18 protein-coding genes and 7 tRNA genes are annotated in these 23,937 nt (G+C 52.6%); 5 read left to right on the plus strand and 20 right to left on the minus strand.

The features are described from left to right. Positions 1-148: 148 nt before the first annotated feature. From ACLJQJ_RS02010 to miaB, 6 genes are all read right to left on the minus strand, one after another. The gene (locus ACLJQJ_RS02010; RefSeq protein WP_001518176.1) at positions 149-1,057 is read right to left on the minus strand and encodes an amino acid ABC transporter substrate-binding protein; all 909 of its coding nucleotides are present in this window, start codon (positions 1,055-1,057) and stop codon (positions 149-151) included. Positions 1,058-1,411: 354 nt separating this feature from the next. Continuing rightward, positions 1,412-2,950, minus strand: coding sequence for an apolipoprotein N-acyltransferase (gene lnt / locus ACLJQJ_RS02015; protein WP_001749116.1), 1,539 nt, complete (start codon positions 2,948-2,950; stop codon positions 1,412-1,414). A 19-nt stretch (positions 2,951-2,969) separates the two neighbouring features. After that, positions 2,970-3,848 carry a CNNM family magnesium/cobalt transport protein CorC gene (gene corC, locus ACLJQJ_RS02020; RefSeq protein ID WP_001278612.1) on the minus strand — a complete coding sequence of 293 codons (879 nt, stop codon included), beginning with the start codon at positions 3,846-3,848 and terminating at the stop codon, positions 2,970-2,972. Positions 3,849-4,005: 157 nt separating this feature from the next. Further along, the gene (ybeY, locus tag ACLJQJ_RS02025; protein WP_001077547.1) at positions 4,006-4,479 is read right to left on the minus strand and encodes an rRNA maturation RNase YbeY; all 474 of its coding nucleotides are present in this window, start codon (positions 4,477-4,479) and stop codon (positions 4,006-4,008) included. Next, positions 4,476-5,522, minus strand: a complete 1,047-nt coding sequence (locus ACLJQJ_RS02030) for a PhoH family protein (protein ID WP_001018045.1) — start codon at positions 5,520-5,522, stop codon at positions 4,476-4,478. Before ACLJQJ_RS02030 ends, ybeY begins: the two co-directional genes overlap by 4 nt. A gap of 206 nt (positions 5,523-5,728) precedes the next feature. After that, complete coding sequence (gene miaB / locus ACLJQJ_RS02035) at positions 5,729-7,153, minus strand: tRNA (N6-isopentenyl adenosine(37)-C2)-methylthiotransferase MiaB (RefSeq protein WP_001519200.1); 1,425 nt, start codon at positions 7,151-7,153, stop codon at positions 5,729-5,731. A gap of 143 nt (positions 7,154-7,296) precedes the next feature. Between miaB and ubiF the strand changes: the two genes are divergently transcribed. Further along, on the plus strand, positions 7,297-8,472 hold the full coding sequence (gene ubiF / locus ACLJQJ_RS02040; RefSeq protein WP_063808911.1) for a 3-demethoxyubiquinol 3-hydroxylase: 1,176 nt from the start codon (positions 7,297-7,299) through the stop codon (positions 8,470-8,472). A 66-nt stretch (positions 8,473-8,538) separates the two neighbouring features. On the opposite strand, the gene ACLJQJ_RS02045 is transcribed toward ubiF, so the two are convergent. The 13 genes from ACLJQJ_RS02045 to nagB all read right to left on the minus strand — a co-directional run bounded on the left by ACLJQJ_RS02045 (position 8,539) and on the right by nagB (position 16,173). Then, a complete protein-coding gene (locus ACLJQJ_RS02045; protein WP_063808910.1) occupies positions 8,539-9,114 on the minus strand; it encodes a hypothetical protein in 576 nt (191 codons plus the stop codon). A 135-nt stretch (positions 9,115-9,249) separates the two neighbouring features. Then, a tRNA-Gln gene (locus ACLJQJ_RS02050) sits at positions 9,250-9,324 on the minus strand. A 43-nt stretch (positions 9,325-9,367) separates the two neighbouring features. Then, positions 9,368-9,442, minus strand: a tRNA-Gln gene (locus ACLJQJ_RS02055). 46 nt (positions 9,443-9,488) lie between these two features. Beyond that, positions 9,489-9,565 (minus strand) — tRNA-Met (locus ACLJQJ_RS02060). Positions 9,566-9,580: 15 nt separating this feature from the next. After that, positions 9,581-9,655: transfer RNA gene (locus ACLJQJ_RS02065), tRNA-Gln, on the minus strand. Positions 9,656-9,690: 35 nt separating this feature from the next. Next, positions 9,691-9,765: transfer RNA gene (locus ACLJQJ_RS02070), tRNA-Gln, on the minus strand. A 23-nt stretch (positions 9,766-9,788) separates the two neighbouring features. Beyond that, positions 9,789-9,873, minus strand: a tRNA-Leu gene (locus tag ACLJQJ_RS02075). A gap of 8 nt (positions 9,874-9,881) precedes the next feature. Continuing rightward, positions 9,882-9,958: transfer RNA gene (locus ACLJQJ_RS02080), tRNA-Met, on the minus strand. Between the two features lie 222 nt (positions 9,959-10,180). Continuing rightward, positions 10,181-11,845, minus strand: a complete 1,665-nt coding sequence (gene asnB / locus ACLJQJ_RS02085; protein WP_000337034.1) for an asparagine synthase B — start codon at positions 11,843-11,845, stop codon at positions 10,181-10,183. A gap of 289 nt (positions 11,846-12,134) precedes the next feature. After that, positions 12,135-12,887 carry a ribonucleotide monophosphatase NagD gene (gene nagD / locus ACLJQJ_RS02090; protein WP_000153143.1) on the minus strand — a complete coding sequence of 251 codons (753 nt, stop codon included), beginning with the start codon at positions 12,885-12,887 and terminating at the stop codon, positions 12,135-12,137. A 46-nt stretch (positions 12,888-12,933) separates the two neighbouring features. Next, positions 12,934-14,154, minus strand: a complete 1,221-nt coding sequence (nagC, locus tag ACLJQJ_RS02095; RefSeq protein ID WP_000187578.1) for a DNA-binding transcriptional regulator NagC — start codon at positions 14,152-14,154, stop codon at positions 12,934-12,936. 4 nt (positions 14,155-14,158) lie between these two features. After that, positions 14,159-15,313, minus strand: coding sequence for an N-acetylglucosamine-6-phosphate deacetylase (gene nagA / locus ACLJQJ_RS02100; RefSeq protein WP_000271186.1), 1,155 nt, complete (start codon positions 15,311-15,313; stop codon positions 14,159-14,161). Positions 15,314-15,372: 59 nt separating this feature from the next. Next, on the minus strand, positions 15,373-16,173 hold the full coding sequence (gene nagB / locus ACLJQJ_RS02105) for a glucosamine-6-phosphate deaminase (protein ID WP_001237059.1): 801 nt from the start codon (positions 16,171-16,173) through the stop codon (positions 15,373-15,375). 326 nt (positions 16,174-16,499) lie between these two features. Here nagB and nagE point away from each other — a divergent pair, with 326 nt between their 5' ends. The 4 genes from nagE to chiQ all read left to right on the plus strand — a co-directional run bounded on the left by nagE (position 16,500) and on the right by chiQ (position 22,570). Further along, positions 16,500-18,452, plus strand: a complete 1,953-nt coding sequence (gene nagE, locus ACLJQJ_RS02110; RefSeq protein WP_001023068.1) for a PTS N-acetyl glucosamine transporter subunit IIABC — start codon at positions 16,500-16,502, stop codon at positions 18,450-18,452. 210 nt (positions 18,453-18,662) lie between these two features. Beyond that, positions 18,663-20,330 carry a glutamine--tRNA ligase gene (gene glnS / locus ACLJQJ_RS02115; protein WP_001287181.1) on the plus strand — a complete coding sequence of 556 codons (1,668 nt, stop codon included), beginning with the start codon at positions 18,663-18,665 and terminating at the stop codon, positions 20,328-20,330. Between the two features lie 451 nt (positions 20,331-20,781). Beyond that, a complete protein-coding gene (gene chiP, locus ACLJQJ_RS02120) occupies positions 20,782-22,188 on the plus strand; it encodes a chitoporin ChiP (RefSeq protein ID WP_001258803.1) in 1,407 nt (468 codons plus the stop codon). Positions 22,189-22,237: 49 nt separating this feature from the next. Then, complete coding sequence (chiQ, locus tag ACLJQJ_RS02125) at positions 22,238-22,570, plus strand: ChiQ/YbfN family lipoprotein (protein ID WP_000722260.1); 333 nt, start codon at positions 22,238-22,240, stop codon at positions 22,568-22,570. A 48-nt stretch (positions 22,571-22,618) separates the two neighbouring features. Here chiQ and tcuC read toward each other — a convergent pair whose 3' ends face one another. After that, positions 22,619-23,923: a tricarballylate/proton symporter TcuC gene (gene tcuC / locus ACLJQJ_RS02130; RefSeq protein WP_063808909.1), complete on the minus strand. Its 1,305-nt coding sequence runs from the start codon at positions 23,921-23,923 to the stop codon at positions 22,619-22,621. Positions 23,924-23,937 lie beyond the last annotated feature (14 nt).

Consider the following 23,937-nt stretch of genomic DNA (forward strand, 5'->3'; position numbering starts at 1 on the left):
GAAAAAAAAGGGTAGCAGCGCTACCCTCGAAGATTGTTGCCCGGCGATTTGCGGCTTCAGGCCCGATGGGGAACGACCATCAGGCTTATAGTCTGTCCGTGCTGAGCGACAATCGAGAGGACAGGAGTCCCGTCCCATTTAGTTTTAGTTAGTTAAGCGCTTTATCATTCGGTGCTTTGAACAGGGCTTTCATCTCGTCAGACAACTCGAAATTCATGTTCAGGTTTTTCGGTGGGATCGGATTTTTAAACCACTTATCAAACCACTTTTCCGCTTCGCCGGAGGTTTGCGCCTGGGCGATGGTATCGTCCATCAGCTTTTTAAACTCAGGGTCGTTTTTACGCAGCATACAGCCGTAGGCCTCCTGGGACTGCGGTTTACCGACAATCTCCCAGTTATCCGGTTTCTTGGCTTTGGCGCGCTCGCCGGCCAGCAGCGCGTCATCCATCATAAAGGCGACGGCGCGACCGCTTTCCAGGGTGCGGAACGAGTCACCGTGGTCTTTCGCGCTAATAATACGCATCCCCATCTTTTGCTCTTCGTTAAGCTTATGCAGCAGAATTTCAGAGGTCGTCCCGGAGGTGACGACGACCGCTTTGCCTTTCAGATCCGGGAAATCTTTAATATCGCCGCCTTTTTTAGTCAGCAGTCGCGTCCCGACGACGAAAATCGTATCGGAGAAGGCGGCCTGTTTCTGGCGCTCAAGGTTGTTAGTCGTTGAACCACATTCAAAATCGAAGGTTCCGTTTTGCAACAGCGGAATACGGTTTTGCGAGGTGATCGGGATCAGCTTCACCTGCAGATCGGGCTTGTTAAGTTTCTTTTTTACCGCTTCCACAATGGCGTTGGAGTAGTCCTGGGAATAGCCGACCACTTTCTGCTGGTTGTCGTAATAAGAAAAGGGCACAGAAGATTCGCGATGCCCGACGACGATCACGCCATTTTTAGCGATCTTGTCCAGGGTGCTACCAGCGGCAGGCGCGCCATCTTCTGCGTGCGCAAGGCCCGCAGACAGTCCCATGACCAGCATTGCTGTGGTTAGCTTACGTAATTGCATATCCAACTCCTTTATCATCTGCGCCGTCGACGCATTGATAGCTATTGTGATGTTGTTATTGCCTGCAACTTGCGCGTGCAGTGTTATGTGTGTTTGTTAACATTTAGTGTGGCTTGTTGTAAATATTTTGCTGCGATATTGTTTATTTTTGCGAAGTGCGCCGCACCGTTCAGAGGCAAAAATCCTACATTGCACCGTTCAGGTGCTACCGATGATCGATTTTGGTGCGACCAGGTTGCACAAGCAGCCAGAACAGGTTTGCCATGTTTAACAAAGCAATAGACGTGCCAGAATGGGGGATAAAGGAGAATTTTCAGGCCGGATAAATGAAGCGCTATCCGGCCTGGGGAGAGATTATTTCCGTCGTTGTCGCAGACTCATCACTACCGCGCCAAAAGCAAACAGCGCGGTCAGTACCCATAGCGGCCAGTTGCCGGTACGAGCATAGGGAGTTAACCCCGTGGTTGGCGTGACGTGGGTGGTCAGTACCTGGCGTGTGAACTGCGGGATCATCGCCTGGATTTCGCCCTGCGGGCCAATCACCGCCGTAATACCGTTATTAGTACTGCGCAGTAACGGACGCGCCAGCTCCAGCGAACGCATCCGCGCCATCTGGAAATGTTGCCACGGGCCAATGGACTTACCAAACCAGGCGTCGTTAGAAATCGTCAGCAGATAGTCGGTGTCCGGGCGGAAGTTATCCCGAACCTGTTCGCCAAGAATAATTTCATAACAGATTGCCGCCGTCAGCTTATAGTCGTGCGCATGTAACTGCGGCTGGATATAAGGGCCGCGGCTAAAGGAGGACATGGGCAGATCGAAGAACGGCGCCAGCGGACGCAGGATAGACTCCAGCGGAACGAACTCGCCAAAGGGTACAAGGTGATTTTTATTGTAGCGATTGGGCGAGTCATAACTGTATGGATTATCCTTGCCCAACGTAATAATCGTATTGTAGGTGTCGTATCGATTCTGTTTATTGAGACGCGCATCGACAATACCGGTGATCAGCGTGCTATTTTTTTCGCGTAACATCTCGTCCAGCGAACGAAGGAAGGGCTGCTGATTGATTTCGAGATCCGGAATCGCCGACTCAGGCCAGATAATAATCTGTGATTTGCCTAACTCTGGGCGGGTTTCGTTGAGATAAATTTTTAGCGTATTCAGTAGCTGGTTTTCGTCCCACTTCAGCGACTGCGGAATATCGCCCTGCACCAGCGATACCTGGGTCGCTTTGGCCGGTTCCAGCGTAAACCACTGGATATAACGTAGCGGAAAGGGCAAAGCAAACAGAATCACGGCGACAGCCAGCGGACGCCAGTTCCGCGTCGCCAGTGCCAGCGCTAACAGGCCGCTGACCATCATCAGCAGGAAGTTGATCGCTTCGACGCCCATTACCGGCGCCAGGCCTTTTAGCGGGCCGTCGACCTGACTATAGCCAAATTGCAGCCAGGGGAAGCCGGTCAGCACCCAGCCGCGTAAAAATTCGGTGATTTGCCATATTGCAGGCGCGGCGATAGCGACGCGCAGCCAGTTGGTTTTTGGCCACAGGCGCGACAAAATCCCGGCAAACAGTCCGGTATACAGCGAGAGATAAGCTGCAAGCAGCACCACCAGAAAAACGTTAACCGGGCCCGGCATGCCGCCAAACTGCGCGATACTGACATAAACCCAGTTAATCCCGCTACCGAAAAGTCCGAGTCCCCAGCAATAGCCGATGGCGGCAGACTGGAGCGGGCGGCGATTAAACGTTAAGGCCTGCAGCCCGATAAGCGACACTATCGCTGCGGGCCAGACGTCATACGGAGAGAAAGCCAGTGTTCCGCAGGCGCCGAATAATAACGCCAGCAGCAGGCGAATACGCTGGCGTTCAATTAACGAGGCAAATGCCATTTTTAGTCCACTATTGCTGTTATTCGTCCAGTTTTGGCTGGGGCGAGTCATCCGGGATCCTGACATGCACCTGAATAATACGACGACTATCGGCCATCGCCACTTTGAACTGGTAACCATCAATGTCAATGGTTTCGCCGCGGGCCGGTAAATGGCCGAACGCCTGCATCACCAGCCCGCCGATGGTATCGACCTCTTCATCGCTGAAGTGGGTGCCGAAAGCGTCATTGAAGTCTTCAATCGACGCCAGCGCGCGAATCGTCCAGGTATGGCGGCTAAGCTGACGGAAGTCGATATCGTCTTCTTCGTCATACTCATCTTCAATTTCACCGACAATCAGTTCGAGGATGTCTTCGATAGTCACAAGGCCGGAAACGCCGCCAAACTCATCGATAACGATGGCCATATGGTAGCGCTGGGAGCGGAATTCCTTGAGCATACGGTCAACCCGTTTGCTTTCCGGTACGACAACCGCGGGGCGTAACACTTTGTCCATGCTGAAGGCTTCGGCATCGCTGCGCATAAACGGCAGCAAATCTTTGGCCATCAGAATCCCTTCAATGTGATCTTTATCTTCGCTGATCACCGGAAAACGCGAGTGGGCGGACTCGATGATAACATCGAGACATTCGTCCAGCGTCTGGTTGCGTTTTAGGGTAATCATCTGGGAGCGCGGGATCATAATATCGCGAACGCGCTGGTCGGCGATGTCCATTACGCCTTCGAGCATATCGCGCGTATCTTCATCGATAAGCTCGTTCTGCCCGGAATCACGGATCAGCGCCAGCAACTCATCACGGTTTTTAGGTTCACCGTGGAAAAGCTGGCTGAGTAGCAGGGAAAAAAATCCCTTTTTACTGTTTACTGTGTCACTACTGTGTGAATTGTCGTCGCTCATGGCGTCGTATGGGTTCTCATGTTAGTTAATACAAAGCTCGTCATGCGTATACTCAGCTGTGACGGCATGTTTTGCCTGATGGCGCTACGCTTATCAGGCCTACAAAAGGCATGAATGTAGGCCGGATAAGGCGCAAGCGCCGCCATCCGGCAAGCTACTATTCTGCAATCTTCTCGGCAATGTACGGATCCTCATAGCCCATAGCAAGCATAATCTCCGTTTCGAGAGACTCCATTTCTTCTGCTTCGTCATCGTCGATATGATCGTAACCCAGCAAATGCAGGCTACCGTGCACGACCATGTGCGCCCAGTGCGCCTCCAGCGGCTTGCTCTGTTCTTGCGCTTCCTGCTCCACGACCTGACGGCAAATAATCAGATCGCCCAGTAGCGGCATTTCAATGCCGGGGGGCGCTTCAAACGGGAAGGAGAGAACATTAGTGGGTTTATCTTTCCCGCGGTACGTCAAATTAAGGTCGTGGCTTTCGGCCTCATCCACCAGACGGATTGTGACTTCCGCCTCTTCCTGAAACTGCGGAATAACGCCGTCCAGCCAGCGTTGAAACTGAGCTTCATCCGGCAGGCCCGCGTGGTTTTCACAGGCCAACTGTAAATCGAGGATCACCTGGTTCATTTCTGTTCCTGCTCCTGGGCTTCACGCTTACGCTCTGCCGCCAACGCCGCTTTGCGTTTTTGTTCGGCCTCTTCCCAGGCTTCATAGGCGTTCACAATGCGGGCAACGACCGGATGGCGAACCACGTCTTCGCTGTGGAAGAAGTTAAAGCTGATTTCATCAACTTCCGCCAGCACTTCAATGGCATGACGCAAGCCGGATTTGGTGTTGCGTGGCAGGTCAATCTGCGTCACGTCGCCGGTGATCACCGCTTTCGAGTTAAAGCCGATACGCGTCAGGAACATCTTCATCTGTTCGATAGTGGTGTTCTGGCTTTCATCCAGAATGATAAAGGCGTCGTTTAACGTGCGTCCGCGCATATAGGCCAGCGGTGCGACTTCAATCACATTGCGCTCAATCAGCTTCTCGACTTTTTCAAAGCCGAGCATTTCGAACAGCGCGTCATACAACGGACGCAGGTACGGGTCCACCTTCTGACTTAAATCGCCTGGCAGAAAGCCGAGTTTTTCGCCCGCTTCCACCGCCGGACGGGTCAGTAGAATACGGCGAATCTCCTGGCGCTCCAGGGCGTCTACCGCAGCGGCGACCGCAAGATACGTTTTACCGGTACCCGCTGGGCCGACGCCAAAGGTAATATCATGATCGAGAATATTGGCGATGTACTGCGCCTGGTTCGGGGTACGCGGTTTAATCACGCCGCGCTTGGTTTTGATATTAATAGCTTTGCCATAGTCAGGCACGCTTTCCGCGCTCTGTTCCAGCACCCGCGCTTCTTTGATCGCCAGATGAATTTGTTCCGGTTCGATATCCTGAGTCTGGCCGCGCATCGGTGCGGTATCGACATACAGACTTCGCAAAATATCTGTCGCCGCGGTCACGCAAATCGGACGACCGGTCAGTTTAAAGTGATTGTCACGGCGGTTGATTTCAATACCGAGACGACGTTCGAGCTGTTTAATATTGTCATCAAACGGCCCGCAAAGGCTCAACAGACGGGCGTTGTCTGCAGGCTCAAGGGTAATTTCGCGAGTGTCTATATTCAAACTGTTCCTCTTGTGTCTGTATCGCCGGACGCTGAACATTTACCGGCATCTAAGGAAATTATTCACGCCATAGGGAAAAGGCGCAAGCATTGCAATGAAGATGGGGATGAAGAGAGAAAATTGCAAGGCCCGTCGGGCGACAGGCCATGACCAGGAAGCCCGACAGGCGTAGCGCCATCGGGCATTATTGCCTTTCCTGTGCAGGATTAAGGCTGGTAGAATCCTACGCCCAGCTCATTTTCTTTACGGGTACGGGCAATGACGGACTCCGGCGTTTCGGCGACGCGCAGCCCCATTTCATCTTCGGTACGCACCACTTTTCCGCGCAGGGAGTTCGGATAGACGTCAGTAATTTCCACATCGACAAACTTACCAATCATCTCCGGCGTGCCTTCAAAGTTCACCACCCGATTGTTTTCGGTACGGCCAGACAGTTCCATAATGTTTTTACGCGACGTGCCTTCCACCAGAATGCGCTGTGTCGTGCCGAGCATACGGCGGCTCCATGCCATCGCCTGCTGATTGATACGCTCTTGCAGAATATACAGACGCTGCTTTTTCTCTTCTTCCGGTACGTCATCAACCATATCGGCAGCCGGCGTTCCCGGACGCGCAGAGAAGATAAAGCTGTAGCTCATATCAAAGTTGACGTCAGCGATAAGCTTCATGGTTTTTTCGAAATCATCGGTAGTTTCGCCAGGGAAACCGACGATAAAGTCAGAGCTTATCTGAATGTCCGGCCGCGCCGCGCGCAGTTTACGGATGATTGCTTTATATTCCAGCGCAGTGTGGGTGCGCCCCATCAGATTCAACACGCGATCGGAACCGCTCTGTACCGGCAGATGCAGGAAACTGACCAGTTCCGGCGTATCGCGGTACACCTCGATAATATCGTCGGTGAACTCAATCGGATGGCTGGTGGTAAAGCGAATACGGTCAATGCCGTCGATGGCGGCAACCAGACGCAGCAGATCGGCAAAGGTGCCGGTGGTGCCGTCGTAGTTTTCTCCGCGCCAGGCGTTAACGTTCTGGCCCAGCAGGTTGACCTCACGCACGCCCTGCGCCGCTAGCTGGGCGATTTCGAACAGGATATCGTCTGAGGGACGGCTGACTTCTTCACCGCGGGTATACGGTACCACGCAGTAAGTACAATATTTATTGCAGCCTTCCATGATAGAAACGAAAGCGGTCGGGCCTTCTGCGCGCGGTTCCGGCAAACGGTCGAACTTTTCGATTTCCGGGAAGCTGATATCGACCACCGGGCTACGGTCGCCACGCACGGAGTTAATCATCTCCGGCAGGCGGTGTAAGGTTTGCGGGCCAAAAATAATGTCGACGTAATGGGCGCGTTGACGAATGTGCTCGCCTTCCTGGGAAGCCACGCAGCCGCCGACGCCGATAATCAGATCGGGATTTTTCTCTTTTAACAGTCTCCAGCGACCTAATTGATGGAAGACTTTTTCCTGAGCCTTCTCGCGGATTGAGCAGGTATTCAACAGCAGCACATCCGCCTCTTCCGCCACGTCGGTCAGTTGATAGCCGTGGGTGGCGTCCAGCAGATCGGCCATCTTCGATGAATCGTACTCGTTCATCTGACAGCCCCAGGTTTTAATATGGAGTTTTTTAGTCATCGACTTGCTCTTGCGAAATAGTGGCTGAAAAGCAGGGCGCATAGTGTAATGCTTTGGCGCGGTTGTGACCAGTATGACTGACGTCAGCCCTAATGAGTAAAAAATCCTGTAAACTTGTCTAAAACGTAACAGGATGAATGACCATGACAAATCAACCAACGGAAATTGCCATTGTCGGCGGGGGAATGGTCGGCGGCGCGCTGGCGCTGGGTCTGGCGCAGCAAGGGTTTACGGTGATGGTAATAGAACATGCCGCGCCTGCGCCGTTTGTGGCTGACAGCCAGCCTGACGTGCGGATTTCGGCCATTAGCGCGGCATCCGTGGCGCTGCTCAAGGGACTGGGCGTTTGGGAGGCGGTGCAGGGGATGCGTAGCCATCCTTATCGGCGACTGGAGACCTGGGAGTGGGAAAACGCCCATGTGGTGTTCGACGCCGCTGAACTCAAGCTGCCGCTGTTAGGCTATATGGTAGAGAACAACGTCCTGCAACAGGCGCTGTGGCAGGCGCTGGAAGCGCACCCCGGCGTGACGCTGCGCGTTCCGGCTTCACTGGCGGCATTGCACCGCCGCCACGATGGTTATGCGCTGGAACTGGCCGACGGCGAATGGGTAACGCCGAAGTTAGTGATTGGCGCCGACGGCGCGAATTCGCAGGTTCGGCAACTGGCGGGAATTGGCATTCATGCCTGGCAATATGCGCAGTCGTGTATGCTTATCACCGTCAAATGTGAAAATGCGCCAGGCGACAGCACCTGGCAGCAGTTTACGCCAACGGGGCCGCGCGCCTTTTTGCCGCTGTTCGACGATTGGGCGTCGCTGGTGTGGTATGACGCTCCGGCACGTATTCGCCAGCTACAGAGTTTATCGATGACGCAATTACAGGTGGAAATTAATCAGCACTTTCCGGCGCGTCTGGGGGCGGTGATGCCTGTCGCGGCGGGCGCGTTTCCGCTAACCCGTCGTCACGCGTTGCAGTATGTACAACCGGGGCTGGCGCTGGTAGGCGACGCGGCGCATACCATTCATCCGCTGGCCGGGCAGGGCGTCAACCTGGGGTATCGGGATGTTGATGCGTTGATTGATGTGCTGGCGAGTGCCCGTAGCTATGGCGAGTCCTGGGCCAGCCATTCGGTGTTGAAACGCTATCAGACGCGGCGCATGGCAGATAATTTTATGATGCAAAGTGGAATGGATCTGTTTTATGCCGGGTTCAGCAATGAACTGCCGCCACTGCGTATTTTACGCAATATGGGGCTGATGGCGGCGCAGCGCGCAGGCGTGCTAAAACGTCAGGCGCTGAAATATGCGTTGGGGTTGTAACCCGTTGAATGCCTTACCCGGTTTGTAAAAACGCTCAATTGCAGGTCGGGTAAGCGTATTGACATCTTACTTTACTGCAAATAAAGCACATAAACCTAATTTTCCTTTTAAATCAAACTCATACCAAGGTGACGCCATTTCAATTGTGCATACGTTGTATTGGCAACGTACTACTTTATGTAGCATCAGTAATGTGGAACTCATTGATTTTACAAGAATCGCCAGGGTGATTAATGCGGCGATAATCCGATACCACGTCAGTGTTGCATGTTGGACATCAAACCACAGAATATAAAAAGTGATGATGTGAAGAATGACTTTGCTGGACAGGGCGCGAATATAGAATCCACGCAGCGCCGTTTTCGAGGAAAACGCGACATTAATCAGCGCGCTTTGTTTTTCTTGCACAGGGATCCCTGGCAGATACACTATCCATTCCGCACTATTCTGGCGTAGCATGACCGCCTTTTTCTGGTGCAGTATATGTAGCCTCATTGACACTGCCACGGGGTAAATCAGACCCAAAATAATCAACCAGGCGGCGCTGGCCGTGATATCAATGAAGGTGAAAGCGCAGAGCAAGACGACCATAAAAAATGTTAATGGCCGCAAAAAGAGATACCAACAAAACTGGTAATTCATTGTGAGGTTACCGAACGATCCCTGTAAGGCTTTATCATAGCGTTTTACTGATAGCAGGGCATTGAGGGGGAAACCTCTTTCGGAATTTATAAACGCAGAAAAGCAAAAAGCTCGCCGAAGCGAGCTTTTTAAAGGTGGCTGGGGTACGAGGATTCGAACCTCGGAATGCCGGAATCAGAATCCGGTGCCTTACCGCTTGGCGATACCCCAATTGTCGTACTTCTTGCGCTCATTAGCAGAGCGTCTTTAAAACTGGCTGGGGTACGAGGATTCGAACCTCGGAATGCCGGAATCAGAATCCGGTGCCTTACCGCTTGGCGATACCCCAACAAATTATTTTCGAACCGGTCGAATACCTCGACGCGTTCTGAATATGGTGGCTACGACGGGATTCGAACCTGTGACCCCATCATTATGAGTGATGTGCTCTAACCAACTGAGCTACGTAGCCAGATGATTTCTTCGATGGCTGGGGTACCTGGATTCGAACCAGGGAATGCCGGTATCAAAAACCGGTGCCTTACCGCTTGGCGATACCCCAATACCGTCGCGGTGAACCGCAAACTCGAAGAAATATGGCTGGGGTACCTGGATTCGAACCAGGGAATGCCGGTATCAAAAACCGGTGCCTTACCGCTTGGCGATACCCCATCCGTACAACGCTTATCGGTGAATGGTGCGGGAGGCGAGACTTGAACTCGCACACCTTGCGGCGCCAGAACCTAAATCTGGTGCGTCTACCAATTTCGCCACTCCCGCAAAAAAGATGGTGGCTACGACGGGATTCGAACCTGTGACCCCATCATTATGAGTGATGTGCTCTAACCAACTGAGCTACGTAGCCATCTTTTTTTCGCGTTACCTTATCGGCGTTGCGGGGCGCATTATGCGTATTGAGCCTTGAAGCGTCAACCTCTTTTTCATCGAAAAACGTCGGAAAGTGTCTGTTTGGTTAGGTTGCGAACAGCGTGGCGCAATATTCGGCAATTATTGGTTATTAATCGTTTTTCCGAAAGTAGTTTGCTATAAAAAAAGAGCCCCTAAGGGCTCTTTCGTCATCGTTAATTTACTGGTACGCCGACTGATGCACGCCGACCGCGCGGCCTGACGGGTCATCCATCGTTTTGAATGCTTCATCCCACTCAATGGCTTTGGCGGAAGAACAGGCCACGGACGGGCCGCCGGGTACGCATTCCGCCGCGCTCGGCACTGGGAACAGCTCTTCAAAAATTTCGCGGTACAGATACGCCTCTTTAGACGACGGCGTGTTGTATGGAAAGCGGAAGCGGGCGGTTTCCAGTTGTTGATCGGAAATCTGTTTCGCCGCCACTTCTTTCAGCGTATCGATCCAGCTGTAGCCTACGCCGTCAGAGAACTGCTCTTTCTGACGCCACGCGACGCTTGCTGGCAGATAAGACTCGAAGCACTCGCGCAGCACGTGTTTTTCCATCTTGCCGTTACCGCACATTTTATCCTGTGGGTTGATACGCATCGCCACGTCGAGGAATTTTTTATCCAGGAACGGTACGCGCGCTTCCACGCCCCAGGCGGACATCGCTTTGTTGGCGCGGGCGCAGTCATACATATGCAGCGCCTGTAGCTTACGGACCGTCTCTTCATGTAACTCTTTGGCGTTCGGCGCTTTATGGAAGTACAGGTAGCCGCCAAACACCTCATCGGAACCTTCGCCGGAGAGCACCATTTTGATGCCCATCGCTTTGATCTTACGCGACATCAGATACATTGGCGTTGAGGCGCGGATAGTGGTCACGTCATAGGTTTCAATGTGGTAGATAACATCACGAATGGCATCAAGGCCTTCCTGCACGGTGAAGTGAATTTCATGATGCACGGTGCCGAGGTGGTTAGCCACTTCCTGGGCCGCCTTCAGGTCAGGCGAACCTTCCAGACCGACCGCAAAAGAGTGCAACTGTGGCCACCAGGCTTCGGAGCGCTCCTGATCTTCGACGCGACGGGCGGCGAATTTTTTGGTGATTGCCGAAATAACCGACGAGTCCAGACCGCCGGAGAGCAGCACGCCATAAGGGACGTCGGACATCAGGTGGCTTTTCACGGATTCTTCCAGCGCCTGACGCAGCGCGTTTTTGTCGGTGACGTTGTCTTTTACCGCATCGTAATCGAACCAGTCGCGCTGATAGTACTGACGAATTTCGCCGTCTTTGCTCCACAGGTAGCTGCCCGCCGGAAACTCTTTAATGGTGCGGCAGACCGGGGTCAGCGCTTTCATTTCTGACGCTACGTAGAAGTTGCCGAATTCGTCATAGCCCATATAGAGCGGAATAATACCGATATGGTCACGACCAATCAGATAAGCGTCTTTTTCGCTGTCATACAGGGCGAAGGCGAACATCCCCTGTAAATCGTCAAGGAAATCCGGCCCTTTTTCCTGATATAGCGCGAGAATAACTTCGCAGTCGGAGCCTGTCTGGAACGCGTAACGATCGCCATACTCCGCGCGTAACGTTTGATGGTTATAAATTTCACCGTTCACCGCCAGCACGTGGGTTTTTCTGGCGTTATACAGGGGCTGGGCGCCGGCGTTAACATCAACAATCGACAAACGTTCATGTGCGAGAATCGCGTTATCGCAAGCGTAGATGCCGGACCAGTCCGGGCCGCGATGGCGCATCAGGCGTGACAGTTCAAGGGCTTTTTTACGCAGTTCCGCTGCATCTGTTTTGATATCGAATACGCCGAAAATAGAACACATAGCCTTCTCCGTTAATCTGTTGCGTCGTACTTTTTGTGTTTGCTTGACTAAAAAATGCCGCAAAGGCGTGGAAGGCGCAAGGGGATTACGGTCTGAAAAATGAAAAATGCAATCGTCATTGTTGATTAGTGAAAAATGATTACGTATTGCGCGGATTTATTGATGGATCTTCATTTTTATCGTGGTTTAATTGAATTATGTTTTTCCTGATGACGTTTCGCTTATCAGACCTACAATGTTGTTCGAACCGTAGGCCTGAAAGCGGCGCGTCATCAGGCAGGGGACAGGTTTAGATAACGTCGATCTCAGCGACGGAAGGGTAAATCCAGCTTGGGCGGAACGGCATACTGTCAATATCATTGATTGTTGATACGCCTGAAAGCACCAGAATGGTCTCCAGACCGGCCTGGAACCCCGCCAGAATGTCGGTGCGCAGGTTATCGCCGACAATAACGGTCTCTTCCGAGTGCGCCTGCATTTTGTTTAACGCCGCGCGGATGATCCACGGGCTGGGTTTGCCGACATAAAACGGCTTCCGGCCGGAAATTTTTTCAATGCCTGCGCACAGCGCGCCGCAGGCCGGATAAAAGCCGCGACCGTGGGTATCCGGGTTGGTGGCGATAAAGCGCGCGCCATTGGCGACGAAAAATGCTGCTTTATGCATCATGTCCCAGTTGTAGGAGCGGGTCTCTCCAACGATGACAAAATCAGGGTTCACATCGGTAATGGTAAAACCCGCTTTATAGAGCTCGTGAATGAGCGCGCCTTCGCCCACGACATACGCTTTCTTACCTTCCTGACGGCGCAGAAAATCGGCTGTCGCCATTGCTGACGTATAAAACACGCTGTCCGGCACGTTAACGCCAGCGGTAGCAAAACGGTTCGCCAGATCCTGGCCGGTTTGCGACGGGTAATTGGTCAGCAGCACCAGCGGCAGACCTTTTTCCAGAATCCCCGTCAGAAATTCCGCCGCACCGGGTACGGCTACGTTGTCGTGCATCAGCACGCCGTCGATATCGCAGATTACATTCTTGATGGTCATGAACTACCCAGGGAATTTGTGAATAATCCGATACTATAAGAGCGCATCAACTTTCCAGCAAACGTTGCAGCAATGTTCCGTTGAGCATGGCGCGTTTAACTAAGGCAAATGCGCCGATAGCAGAACGGTGATCCAGCGTGGAGCGTACCACCGGCAAATTTTTGCGAAATGCCTTTAACGCCTGAGTATTGATACAGCTTTCGATAGCGGGCAACAGGACTTTATCGGCTTCAATGATCTCGCCGGCAATGACGATTTTTTGCGGATTAAACAGGTTGATAGCAATGGCGATCGTTTTGCCCAAATGGCGACCAACATGCTCAATGACTTCCGAGGCCAGGCTGTCACCCCGGTTTGCCGCCTTACAGATGGTTTTAATCGTGCAGTCGTCAAGCGGAACACGGCTTTGATACCCTTGTTTAAGCAAATTCAGCACCCGTTGTTCAATCGCCGCATTGGCGGCAATGGTTTCCAGACAGCCGAAATTACCGCAGTGGCAGCGCTCGCCCAACGGCTCCACCTGAATATGCCCAATTTCGCCGACGTTGCCGTTACGGCCAATGAAGATGCGTCCGTTGGAGATAATCCCGGCGCCTGTACCACGATGAACGCGCACCAGAATCGAGTCCTCGCAATCCTGACTGGCGCCGAAGTAGTGTTCCGCCAGCGCCAGGCTACGGATATCGTGTCCCACGAAACAGGTAACGTGAAACCGTTTTTCCAGCGCTTCGACCAGTCCCCAGTTTTCAACCTGAATGTGCGGCATGTAACGAATCACGCCGCTTTCCGGATCGACAAGCCCTGGCAGGATCACCGAGATAGCGATCAATTCACGAATTTTACGCTGACAGCTATCAATAAAGACGGCGATGGTGTTGAGCAGCGCATGTTCCAGCGTCTCCTGGGTGCGCTCCGGTAGCGGATAATGCTCCTCAGCGACCACTTTACTGCTCAGATCGTAGAGCGTTAAAGTGGTGTCATGACGGCCCAGGCGAACGCCAATGGCATGGAAGTTACGGGTTTCCGTGACGATAGAGATAGCGCGGCGGCCTCCGGTAGAGGCCTGCTGATCGACTTCTTTGATCAGCCCGCGTTCAATGAGTTGACGCGTAATTTTCGTTACGCTGGCGGGAGCAAGCTGGCTTTGCTCGGCAATTTGTATGCGCGAGATAGGACCATGCTGGTCAATCAGGCGGTAAACGGCCGCGCTGTTAAGCTGTTTTACGAGATCAACGTTACCTATCTGAGCTTGTCCGCCTGGTGTCATATTCTCACTTACTCAAGTCAACGACCTCGTCACCATTAACGATGGTCTTGATAATTTTAAAATCGTGGGTGAACGCGGTCAGGTTGGCGACTTTACCCGGCGCAATGCTACCGAGATGTTTATCAACGCCGATAGCGCGTGCCGGATAGAGCGTTGCCATGCGCAGCACTTCATCCAGCGCGATGCCGCAATGCGCGACCAGGTTACGTACGCCTTCAATCATGGTTAAGGACGAACCGCTCAACGTACCGTTTTCATCCACACACAGTCCATTGCGGTAGTATATTGTTTTACCTGCGAAAATGAACTGCTCAATATTGGCCCCCGCCGGTGCGGTGGCGTCTGTCACCAGACAAAGTTTGTCGCCTTTCAGGCGTTTGGCATTGCGAATGTTGGCGTAGTCGACATGCAGACCATCGGCGATAACGCCGCAATAAATATCCGCTTCGTCCAGAACGGCGCCAGCAAGGCCCGGCTCACGCCCTGTAATGTACGGCATCGCGTTAAACAGGTGAGTCGCAAAGGTAATCCCGGCGCGGAAGCCCGCTTTTGCCTCTTTTAACGTCGCGTTGGAGTGGCCTGCGGAAACCACAATGCCCGCATTCGCCAGTTTAGCGATTACGTCAGCAGGCACCATTTCCGGCGCGAGTGTAACTTTGGTGATGACGTCGGCATTATCGCACAAGAAATCAACCAGCGCAGCGTCTGGTTTACGCACGAAATCAGGATTATGGGTGCCTTTTTTTACCAAATTAAGCCAGGGGCCTTCCAGGTGGAGACCCAGCGCCTGGTGCGGATGTTTTTCCAGGTATTCGCGCATGACGCGAATGCCCTGTTTCATCAATTCGTCGCTGGTAGTGATAAGCGTTGGCAGAAAGTTAGTACAGCCCGATTTTTCATTGGCTTTCTGCATAATTTCCAGCGTTTCAACGCTGACGGCTTCTGCGGTATCGTTAAACTGCACGCCGCCGCAGCCGTTTAGCTGCACATCAATAAAACCGGGGGAGAGAATGGCCCCATTCAATGAGCGTTGTTCTATTCCCGGCGGCAGTTCAGCCATCGGACAAACGCGGTCAATCAGGCCATTAGCGACAACAAGCGCATGGTCATCAAGAATTTCGTGACCGGTAAAGATCCGGCCCTGGGTTAAAGCATACATTCCGACCCCCGATATCAAAAATTTACCGCCCCGCATTGACTGGCGGGGCGGAGACAACATTACAGACCTTTAATATTCTCTGCTTCTAATTCATTGAAATATTTCAATGTTTTAACTTTAAGTTCCATTGTGGAAGGCTCATCGCATACCACAACCGCTTTCGGATGGAGTTGCAGGCAGCTAATGGTCCACATGTGGTTAACGTTGCCTTCAACCGCCGCCTGCAGCGCCTGGGCTTTCTGATGGCCCAGCACCAGAATCATCACTTCTTCCGCATCCAGCAGCGTGCCTACGCCTACCGTCAGCGCGTATTTCGGCACCTGGTTTACGTCGCCGTCAAAGAAGCGGGAGTTCGCTACGCGAGTATCATGGGTTAACGTTTTGATACGGGTACGGGAAGCCAGGGAAGAAGCCGGTTCGTTAAAGGCGATGTGACCGTCGTTGCCGACGCCGCCCATAAACAGATGGATTTTACCGTAAGAACGAATTTTTTCTTCATATTGACGGCATTCTGCATCGATATCCGGTGCGTTACCGTTGAGAAGATTGATGTTTTCTGCTGGAATATCAACGTGATCGAAAAAGTTACGATGCATAAAGCTGTGGTAGCTTTCCGGGTGCTCTTTCGGCAGGCCAACATATTCGTCCATATTAAAGGTGACCACATGCTTAAAGCTGACCTCGCCCGCTTTGTGCATCTCAACCAGCGCTTTGTACGCCGTTAGCGGCGTGCCGCCGGTAGGCAGTCCAAGGACAAACGGACGATCGGCGGTCGGTTTGAACGCATTAATACGGTTAACGATATGGCGAGCGGCCCATTTGCCAACCTGTTCTGCGGTACTCAGGGGGATCAGTCTCATTCTTCACCTCAATAATCAATGTCAAAATTTGGCGGATCGTATTAAGCGTAACCTGGATATCCAGGGTTCGTGTTCAATCCGTCCTGATTTTTTGAATCATAAAATAAGTTTTCCGTGTTAGCCAGTGGATGGTAGGGGTGATTACGATATTTAGTGATTATAATCACAAAAAACACCCGTTTAATTTGCGAGGCGAATTAATTTTCCACACACTCTGCAGAAGATGATCTCACCGTTCGATTACAGAACATCACGTTTTTAACGTTTGCAGCACAATAAAAAACGGCTTCAAAGAAGCCATATCGGCGTCTCGTAGGGGGAATAAGATGAATATTTTAGGTTTTTTCCAGCGGCTGGGTAGGGCGTTGCAGCTCCCTATCGCCGTGTTGCCGGTGGCAGCGTTGTTGCTGCGATTCGGCCAACCAGATTTGCTGAATATGCCGTTTATCGCGCAAGCGGGCGGGTCTATTTTCGATAACCTGGCGCTGGTTTTCGCTATCGGCGTGGCCTCCAGTTGGTCTAAAGATAGCGCGGGCGCGGCAGCGCTGGCGGGAGCCGTGGGCTACTTCGTCATGACCAAAGCGATGGTGACGATTAACCCGGAAATCAACATGGGCGTGCTGGCGGGGATTATTACCGGTCTGGTTGGCGGCGCGGTTTATAATCGCTGGTCTGGTATCAAACTGCCTGATTTTCTCAGTTTCTTCGGTGGAAAACGTTTTGTACCGATCGCAACAGGCTTTTTCTGTCTGGTGCTGGCCGCTATTTTCGGTTACGTCTGGCCGCCGGTACAGCATGGCATCCATGCGGGCGGTGAATGGATCGTTTCCGCAGGCGCGCTGGGTTCCGGTATCTTTGGCTTCATCAACCGTCTGCTGATCCCAACCGGTCTGCATCAGGTACTGAACACCATCGCCTGGTTCCAGATTGGCGAATTCACCAATGCCGCAGGCACTGTATTCCACGGCGACATCAACCGCTTCTATGCTGGCGACGGCACGGCGGGGATGTTTATGTCCGGCTTCTTCCCGATCATGATGTTTGGTCTGCCGGGCGCCGCTCTGGCGATGTATTTCGCCGCGCCGAAAGAACGTCGTCCGATGGTGGGCGGTATGCTGCTGTCTGTCGCGATCACCGCGTTTCTGACCGGCGTAACCGAGCCGCTGGAATTCCTGTTTATGTTCCTGGCGCCGCTGCTGTACCTCCTGCACGCCATTTTGACCGGTATCAGCCTGTTTGTCGCGACGTTGCTGGGTATCCATGCGGGCTTCTCTTTCTCGGCAGGCGCGATCGACTATGTTCTGATGTATAACCTGCCAGCGGCCAGCAATAACGTCTGGATGTTGCTGGTGATGGGCGTTGTATTCTTTATCATCTACTTCCTGCTGTTCAGCGCGGTTATTCGTATGTTTAACCTGAAAACGCCGGGCCGCGAAGATAAAGTTGATGAGATGGTAACGGAAGAAGCCAACAGCAACACCGAAGAAGGGTTAACGCAACTGGCGACCAGCTATATTGCTGCGGTTGGCGGTACGGACAACCTGAAAGCGATCGATGCGTGTATTACCCGTCTGCGCCTGACCGTGAATGACTCTGCTCGCGTCAACGATGCGGCCTGCAAACGCCTCGGCGCTTCCGGGGTGGTTAAACTGAACAAACAGACCATTCAGGTTATTGTCGGCGCGAAAGCGGAATCGATTGGCGATGAAATGAAGAAAGTGGTGGCGCGGGGACCGGTCGCGGCAGCGTCTGCTGATGCGGCTCACGTTGCGACACCTGCTCCGGCGGCCAAACCCCAGGCGGTGCCGAATGCGGTGACTATCGCTGAACTGGTCTCTCCGATTACCGGTGAGGTAGTGGCGCTGGATCAGGTACCGGATGAAGCTTTCGCCAGCAAAGCGGTCGGCGACGGCGTGGCGGTGAAACCCACCGATAAAACCGTGGTTTCTCCGGCGGCGGGTACTATCGTGAAAATCTTCAACACTAACCACGCGTTCTGTCTGGAAACCGAAAAAGGCGCGGAGATCGTTGTCCATATGGGTATCGATACCGTCGCGCTGAACGGTCAGGGCTTCAAGCGTCTGGTAGAAGAGGGTGCGGAAGTCACGGCGGGTCAGCCGGTGCTGGAACTGGATCTGGATTTCCTGAATGCCAATGCGCGCTCCATGATAAGCCCGGTTGTTTGCAGCAACAGCGATGACTTCAGCGCTCTGGTCATCAAAGCGGATGGTCACGTGGTAGCGGGTAAAACGCCGCTGTACGAGATCAAGAGCAAATAATCGCTTCCTGGCCGGATAAGGCGTAAGACGCCATCCGGCGATATCACAGAAAACATAAGCGGCAGAGGGAAACCTTCGCCGCTTTTTTTTACCGCAATTAGCCCCAATATTTTCTGCAAAGCCACTTTTTAAGTAACTAAAGGTTGTCAGTCTGTCCGGCTTATAAGATCATATGCCGTTATACGTTGTTTACGCTTTGAGGAATCCACGATGAGTGAGGCTGAAGCCCGCCCGACTAACTTTATTCGTCAGATTATTGATGAAGATCTGGCGAGTGGTAAACATACCACTGTCCATACCCGTTTTCCGCCGGAGCCGAATGGCTATCTGCACATCGGCCACGCGAAATCTATCTGCCTGAACTTTGGCATTGCGCAAGATTATCAGGGCCAGTGCAACCTGCGTTTCGATGACACCAACCCGGTAAAAGAAGATATCGAGTACGTTGATTCGATCAAAAACGACGTCGAGTGGTTAGGCTTTCACTGGTCTGGCGATATTCGCTACTCCTCCGATTACTTTGACCAACTGCACGCCTATGCGGTCGAGCTGATCAATAAAGGCCTGGCCTACGTTGATGAGCTGACGCCGGAGCAGATCCGCGAATACCGCGGTACGCTGACCGCGCCGGGTAAAAACAGCCCGTTCCGCGATCGCAGCGTCGAAGAGAACCTCGCGCTATTTGAAAAAATGCGTACCGGCGGTTTTGAAGAGGGTAAAGCCTGTCTGCGCGCTAAAATCGACATGGCGTCGCCGTTTATCGTGATGCGCGATCCGGTGCTGTATCGCATTAAATTCGCCGAGCATCATCAGACCGGCAACAAGTGGTGCATCTATCCGATGTACGACTTTACTCACTGCATCAGCGATGCGCTGGAAGGCATTACTCATTCTCTGTGTACGCTGGAGTTCCAGGATAACCGTCGTCTGTACGACTGGGTGCTGGACAACATCACCATTCCGGTTCACCCGCGCCAGTACGAATTCTCGCGGCTGAATCTGGAATACACCGTGATGTCCAAGCGTAAGCTGAACCTGCTGGTGACCGACAAACACGTCGAAGGCTGGGACGATCCGCGTATGCCGACTATTTCCGGTCTGCGCCGTCGCGGCTATACCGCGGCCTCCATTCGGGAGTTCTGCAAACGCATCGGCGTCACCAAGCAGGACAACACCATTGAGATGGCGTCGCTGGAATCCTGCATTCGCGAAGATCTGAACGAAAACGCGCCGCGCGCAATGGCGGTAATCGATCCGGTAAAACTGGTTATCGAAAACTACCCGCAGGGTGAGAGCGAAATGGTTACCATGCCTAACCATCCGAATAAACCGGAGATGGGCAGCCGTGAAGTGCCGTTTAGCGGTGAGATCTGGATCGATCGCGCAGATTTCCGCGAAGAAGCGAACAAGCAGTACAAGCGTCTGGTGATGGGCAAAGAAGTGCGTCTGCGTAATGCCTACGTCATTAAAGCGGAGCGCGTAGAGAAGGATGCCGAAGGGAATATCACCACCATCTTCTGTACCTATGATGCCGATACGCTGAGTAAAGATCCGGCTGACGGGCGTAAAGTGAAAGGCGTAATCCACTGGGTTAGCGCAGCACATGCGTTGCCGATTGAAATTCGTCTCTACGACCGTCTGTTTAGCGTGCCGAATCCAGGCGCCGCGGAGGACTTCCTGTCCGTTATCAACCCCGAATCATTAGTGATTAAGCAGGGGTATGGCGAGCCGTCGCTGAAAGCGGCGGTAGCAGGAAAAGCTTTCCAGTTTGAACGTGAAGGCTACTTCTGCCTCGACAGCCGCTATGCAACGGCCGATAAGCTGGTCTTTAACCGCACCGTGGGCCTGCGTGATACCTGGGCGAAAGCGGGCGAGTAAGCACTGCGCCTACAGGCGAATGCTGTAAAAATACCTTATCAACGCCGCGTTTTGCGGCGTTTTTTCTCTGCATTTCCAAGTCGATTCTCTTTTTTGCGAGGCGAATTAATTATTCTCTGAAAATTATTGATCTGATAAATGATTATTAATCTAAATGTTATAAGCGTCAGGTCAACAGGAGACAATTATTTTCATACCTATGGAAAACAAGTCAATTTTCTTTCTGGCGGTCTGCTTCCCCCACCAGCAGTCGAATGTAACAGAAAGCAATTAAATATGTGCGGTTGCTCATATTATTACATACTGGTTACAGAAAGAGATTGATAATTCGCATCGCGAAAAATAGTCTATTTAACGTAGTAAATGAGATTTCTCAGCGCTACTTTTTATTTTTATTTTTTCGCTGTTCGCTTTTGTCGGCAGCAATTTATACGTCAAAGAGGATTAACTTATGCGTACGTTTAGTGGCAAACGTAGTACGCTGGCTCTGGCTATCGCCGGTATCACAGCAATGTCGGGGTGGATCGTTGTTCCGCAGGCGCAAGCCTCCGGCTTTTTCGACGACTCCACGTTAACGGGCGGCATCTATTATTGGCAGCGTGAACGCGATCGCAAAGATGTGACCGACGGCGACAAATATAAAACTAACCTTTCTCATGCGACCTGGAACGCTAACCTGGATTTTCAGTCTGGTTACGCTGCGGATATGTTCGGTCTGGATATCGCGGCGTTTACCGCGATTGAAATGGCAGAAAACGGCGACAGCGGTCATCCAAACGAAATTGCCTTCTCGAAAAAGAATAAAGGCTACGACGAAGACTATTCCGGCGATAAGAGCGGTATCAGTCTTTATAAAGCCGCAGCGAAATTTAAATATGGCCCGGTCTGGGCGCGCGCCGGTTATATTCAGCCTACCGGTCAGACGCTGTTAGCGCCGCACTGGAGTTTTATGCCGGGTACCTATCAGGGTGCGGAAGCTGGCGCCAGTTTTGACTATGGCGATGCGGGCGCGTTAAGTTTTTCCTACATGTGGACTAACGAATATAAAGCGCCGTGGCATACCGAAATGGATAAGTTTTATCAGGCGGATAAAAAAACCAATGTGGACTACCTCCACTCCATCGGCGCGAAGTACGACTTCAAAAATGATCTGGTGCTGGAAGCGGCGTTTGGTCAGTCCGAAGGCTATGTCGATCAATATTTCGCGAAGGCCAGCTATAAATTTGATTTAGGCGGCAATCCGTTCACCACCAGTTACCAGTTCTACGGCGCGCGCGACAAAGTAGACGATCGCAGCGTGAATGATATTTACGACGGTACGGCCTGGCTGCAGGCGTTGACCTTCGGCTACAAAGTCGCGGAAGTGGTTGACCTGCGTCTGGAAGGTACCTGGGTGAAAGCGGACGGTCAGCAGGGCTATTTTCTGCAACGTATGACGCCAACCTACGCCTCTTCAAACGGTCGTCTGGATATCTGGTGGGATAACCGCTCCGACTTTAACGCTAACGGTGAAAAGGCGGTTTTCTTCGGCGCGATGTATGACCTGAAAAACTGGAATCTGCCGGGCTGGGCTGTGGGCGCGTCTTACGTTTACGCCTGGGATGCTAAACCGGCAACCTGGCAAAGTAACCCGGATGCTTACTACGACAAAAACCGCACTATCGAAGAGTCCTCATACAGTCTGGATGCGGTCTATACCCTGCAGGAGGGGCGTGCCAAAGGCACCATGTTCAAACTGCACTTCACCGAATATGACAACCACTCCAATATTCCAAGCTGGGGCGGTGGTTACGGCAACATCTTCCAGGATGAACGTGACGTGAAATTTATCGTTATTGCGCCATTCACTATTTTCTGATGTCAGATGCGGCAGGCTGCCGGTCTGCCGCGCTGTTGAGGAACGACCTATGAAAAAAATTTTACTCATCGCCAGCATGACCGCCGGTTTGACGGCCTGCGCGTCATCACCCGCGCCGGAAGAAGATAGTCGGCTGAAAGAGGCGTACAGCGCCTGTATCAATACCGCACAGGGCTCGCCTGAGAAGATAGAGGCCTGCCAAAGTGTACTGAATGTCCTTAAAAAAGAGCGCAAACATCAGCAATTTGCTAACGAAGAAAGCGTGCGGGTACTGGACTATCAGCAGTGCATTCAGGCGACGCGCACGGGTAACGATCAGGCGGTCAAGGCTGACTGCGATAAGGTCTGGCAGGAAATTCGCAGTCATAATAACGTGCAATAAAACCCTGCCTTGCCACCCACGGGCGAATGTTTTCCGCCCGTGGTTTTTTCAGGCTTTATTTTCTGCCGCGATATAGCCGCGACTCAGACGTACAAACAGCATCGCCGTCGCGGCAAGTCCACATAACGCTGCGCACATCAGCCACCAGCCGGGCGAGCTTTTATCGCCGGTTAACTTTACCAGCGCGGTAGAGATGGCCGGCGTCAGGCCGCCAAAAATCGCCGTCGCCAGGCTAAAGGCCAGCGAGAAACCAACGGTACGCACATAGACTGGCATCACTTCGGTTAACGCCGCGACCATTGCGCCGTTATACATGCCAAAAAAGAAAGAGAACCACAGCAGTACCATCGTCATGCGGGTAAAGTCGGGCGCGGCGGTCAGCCACTGCATGACGGGCCAGGTGGTGATCAGCGCCAGCAACGTAATGCCCATTAACACGGCGCGACGGCCAATCCGGTCGGAAATCGCGCCGCCAATGGGTAACCAGATAAAATTGGATACCCCCACCAACATGGTGACGATCAAACTGTCCCGCGCGCTGAGATTAAGCACGGTTCTGCCATAGGTCGGCGTATAAACGGTGATAAAATAAAATGTTGTGGTGGTCATCGCCACCAGCAGCGTTCCGGCTGTAATAATGCGCCAGTTTTTGGCGATAGTTGCAAAAATTTCCCTGGTGTCGGGGCGATGCTTGCGTTGTAAAAACGCTTCTGTTTCTTGTAATGAACGACGTAAAACAAAAATCAGCGGAATGATCATACAGCCGATAAAGAACGGAATTCGCCAGCCCCACTCCGATATCGCGTCGTGTCCCAGCGTGATATTCAGGCTATAACCAATCAACGCGGCGACAACGATCGCAACCTGCTGACTGGCGGATTGCCAGCTGGTATAAAACCCTTTATTGCCTGGCGTTGCGATTTCGGACAGATAGACTGAGACGCCGCCTAACTCAACGCCCGCAGAAAATCCTTGTAATAACCGGCCCAACAGCACCAACGCAGGCGCTGCCAGGCCGATCGTTTGGTAGCCGGGGACGAGGGCGATGAGCAACGTACCGCAGCCCATAATCGCCAGCGTCACCATCAGCCCTTTACGGCGTCCGATTCTGTCAATATAGGCGCCAAGCACAATCGCGCCGACGGGGCGCATTAAAAAACCGGAGCCAAAGACGGCAAAGGTCAACATTAATGAGGCAAATTCGCTTTCCGCCGGAAAAAACGTTCTGGCGATATAGGTGGCGTAAAATCCGAACAAGAAAAAATCAAACTGTTCAAGAAAATTGCCGCTTGTCACGCGCAGTATTGCGCCGAACGTGCCGGCGCGCGATGTTGCAGGTGTGTGTTGTGCCATAGGGTTTGCTCTCC

The organism is Salmonella sp. SAL04202 (assembly GCF_046550775.1).
In the GTDB taxonomy this organism is placed as follows: domain Bacteria; phylum Pseudomonadota; class Gammaproteobacteria; order Enterobacterales; family Enterobacteriaceae; genus Salmonella; species Salmonella enterica.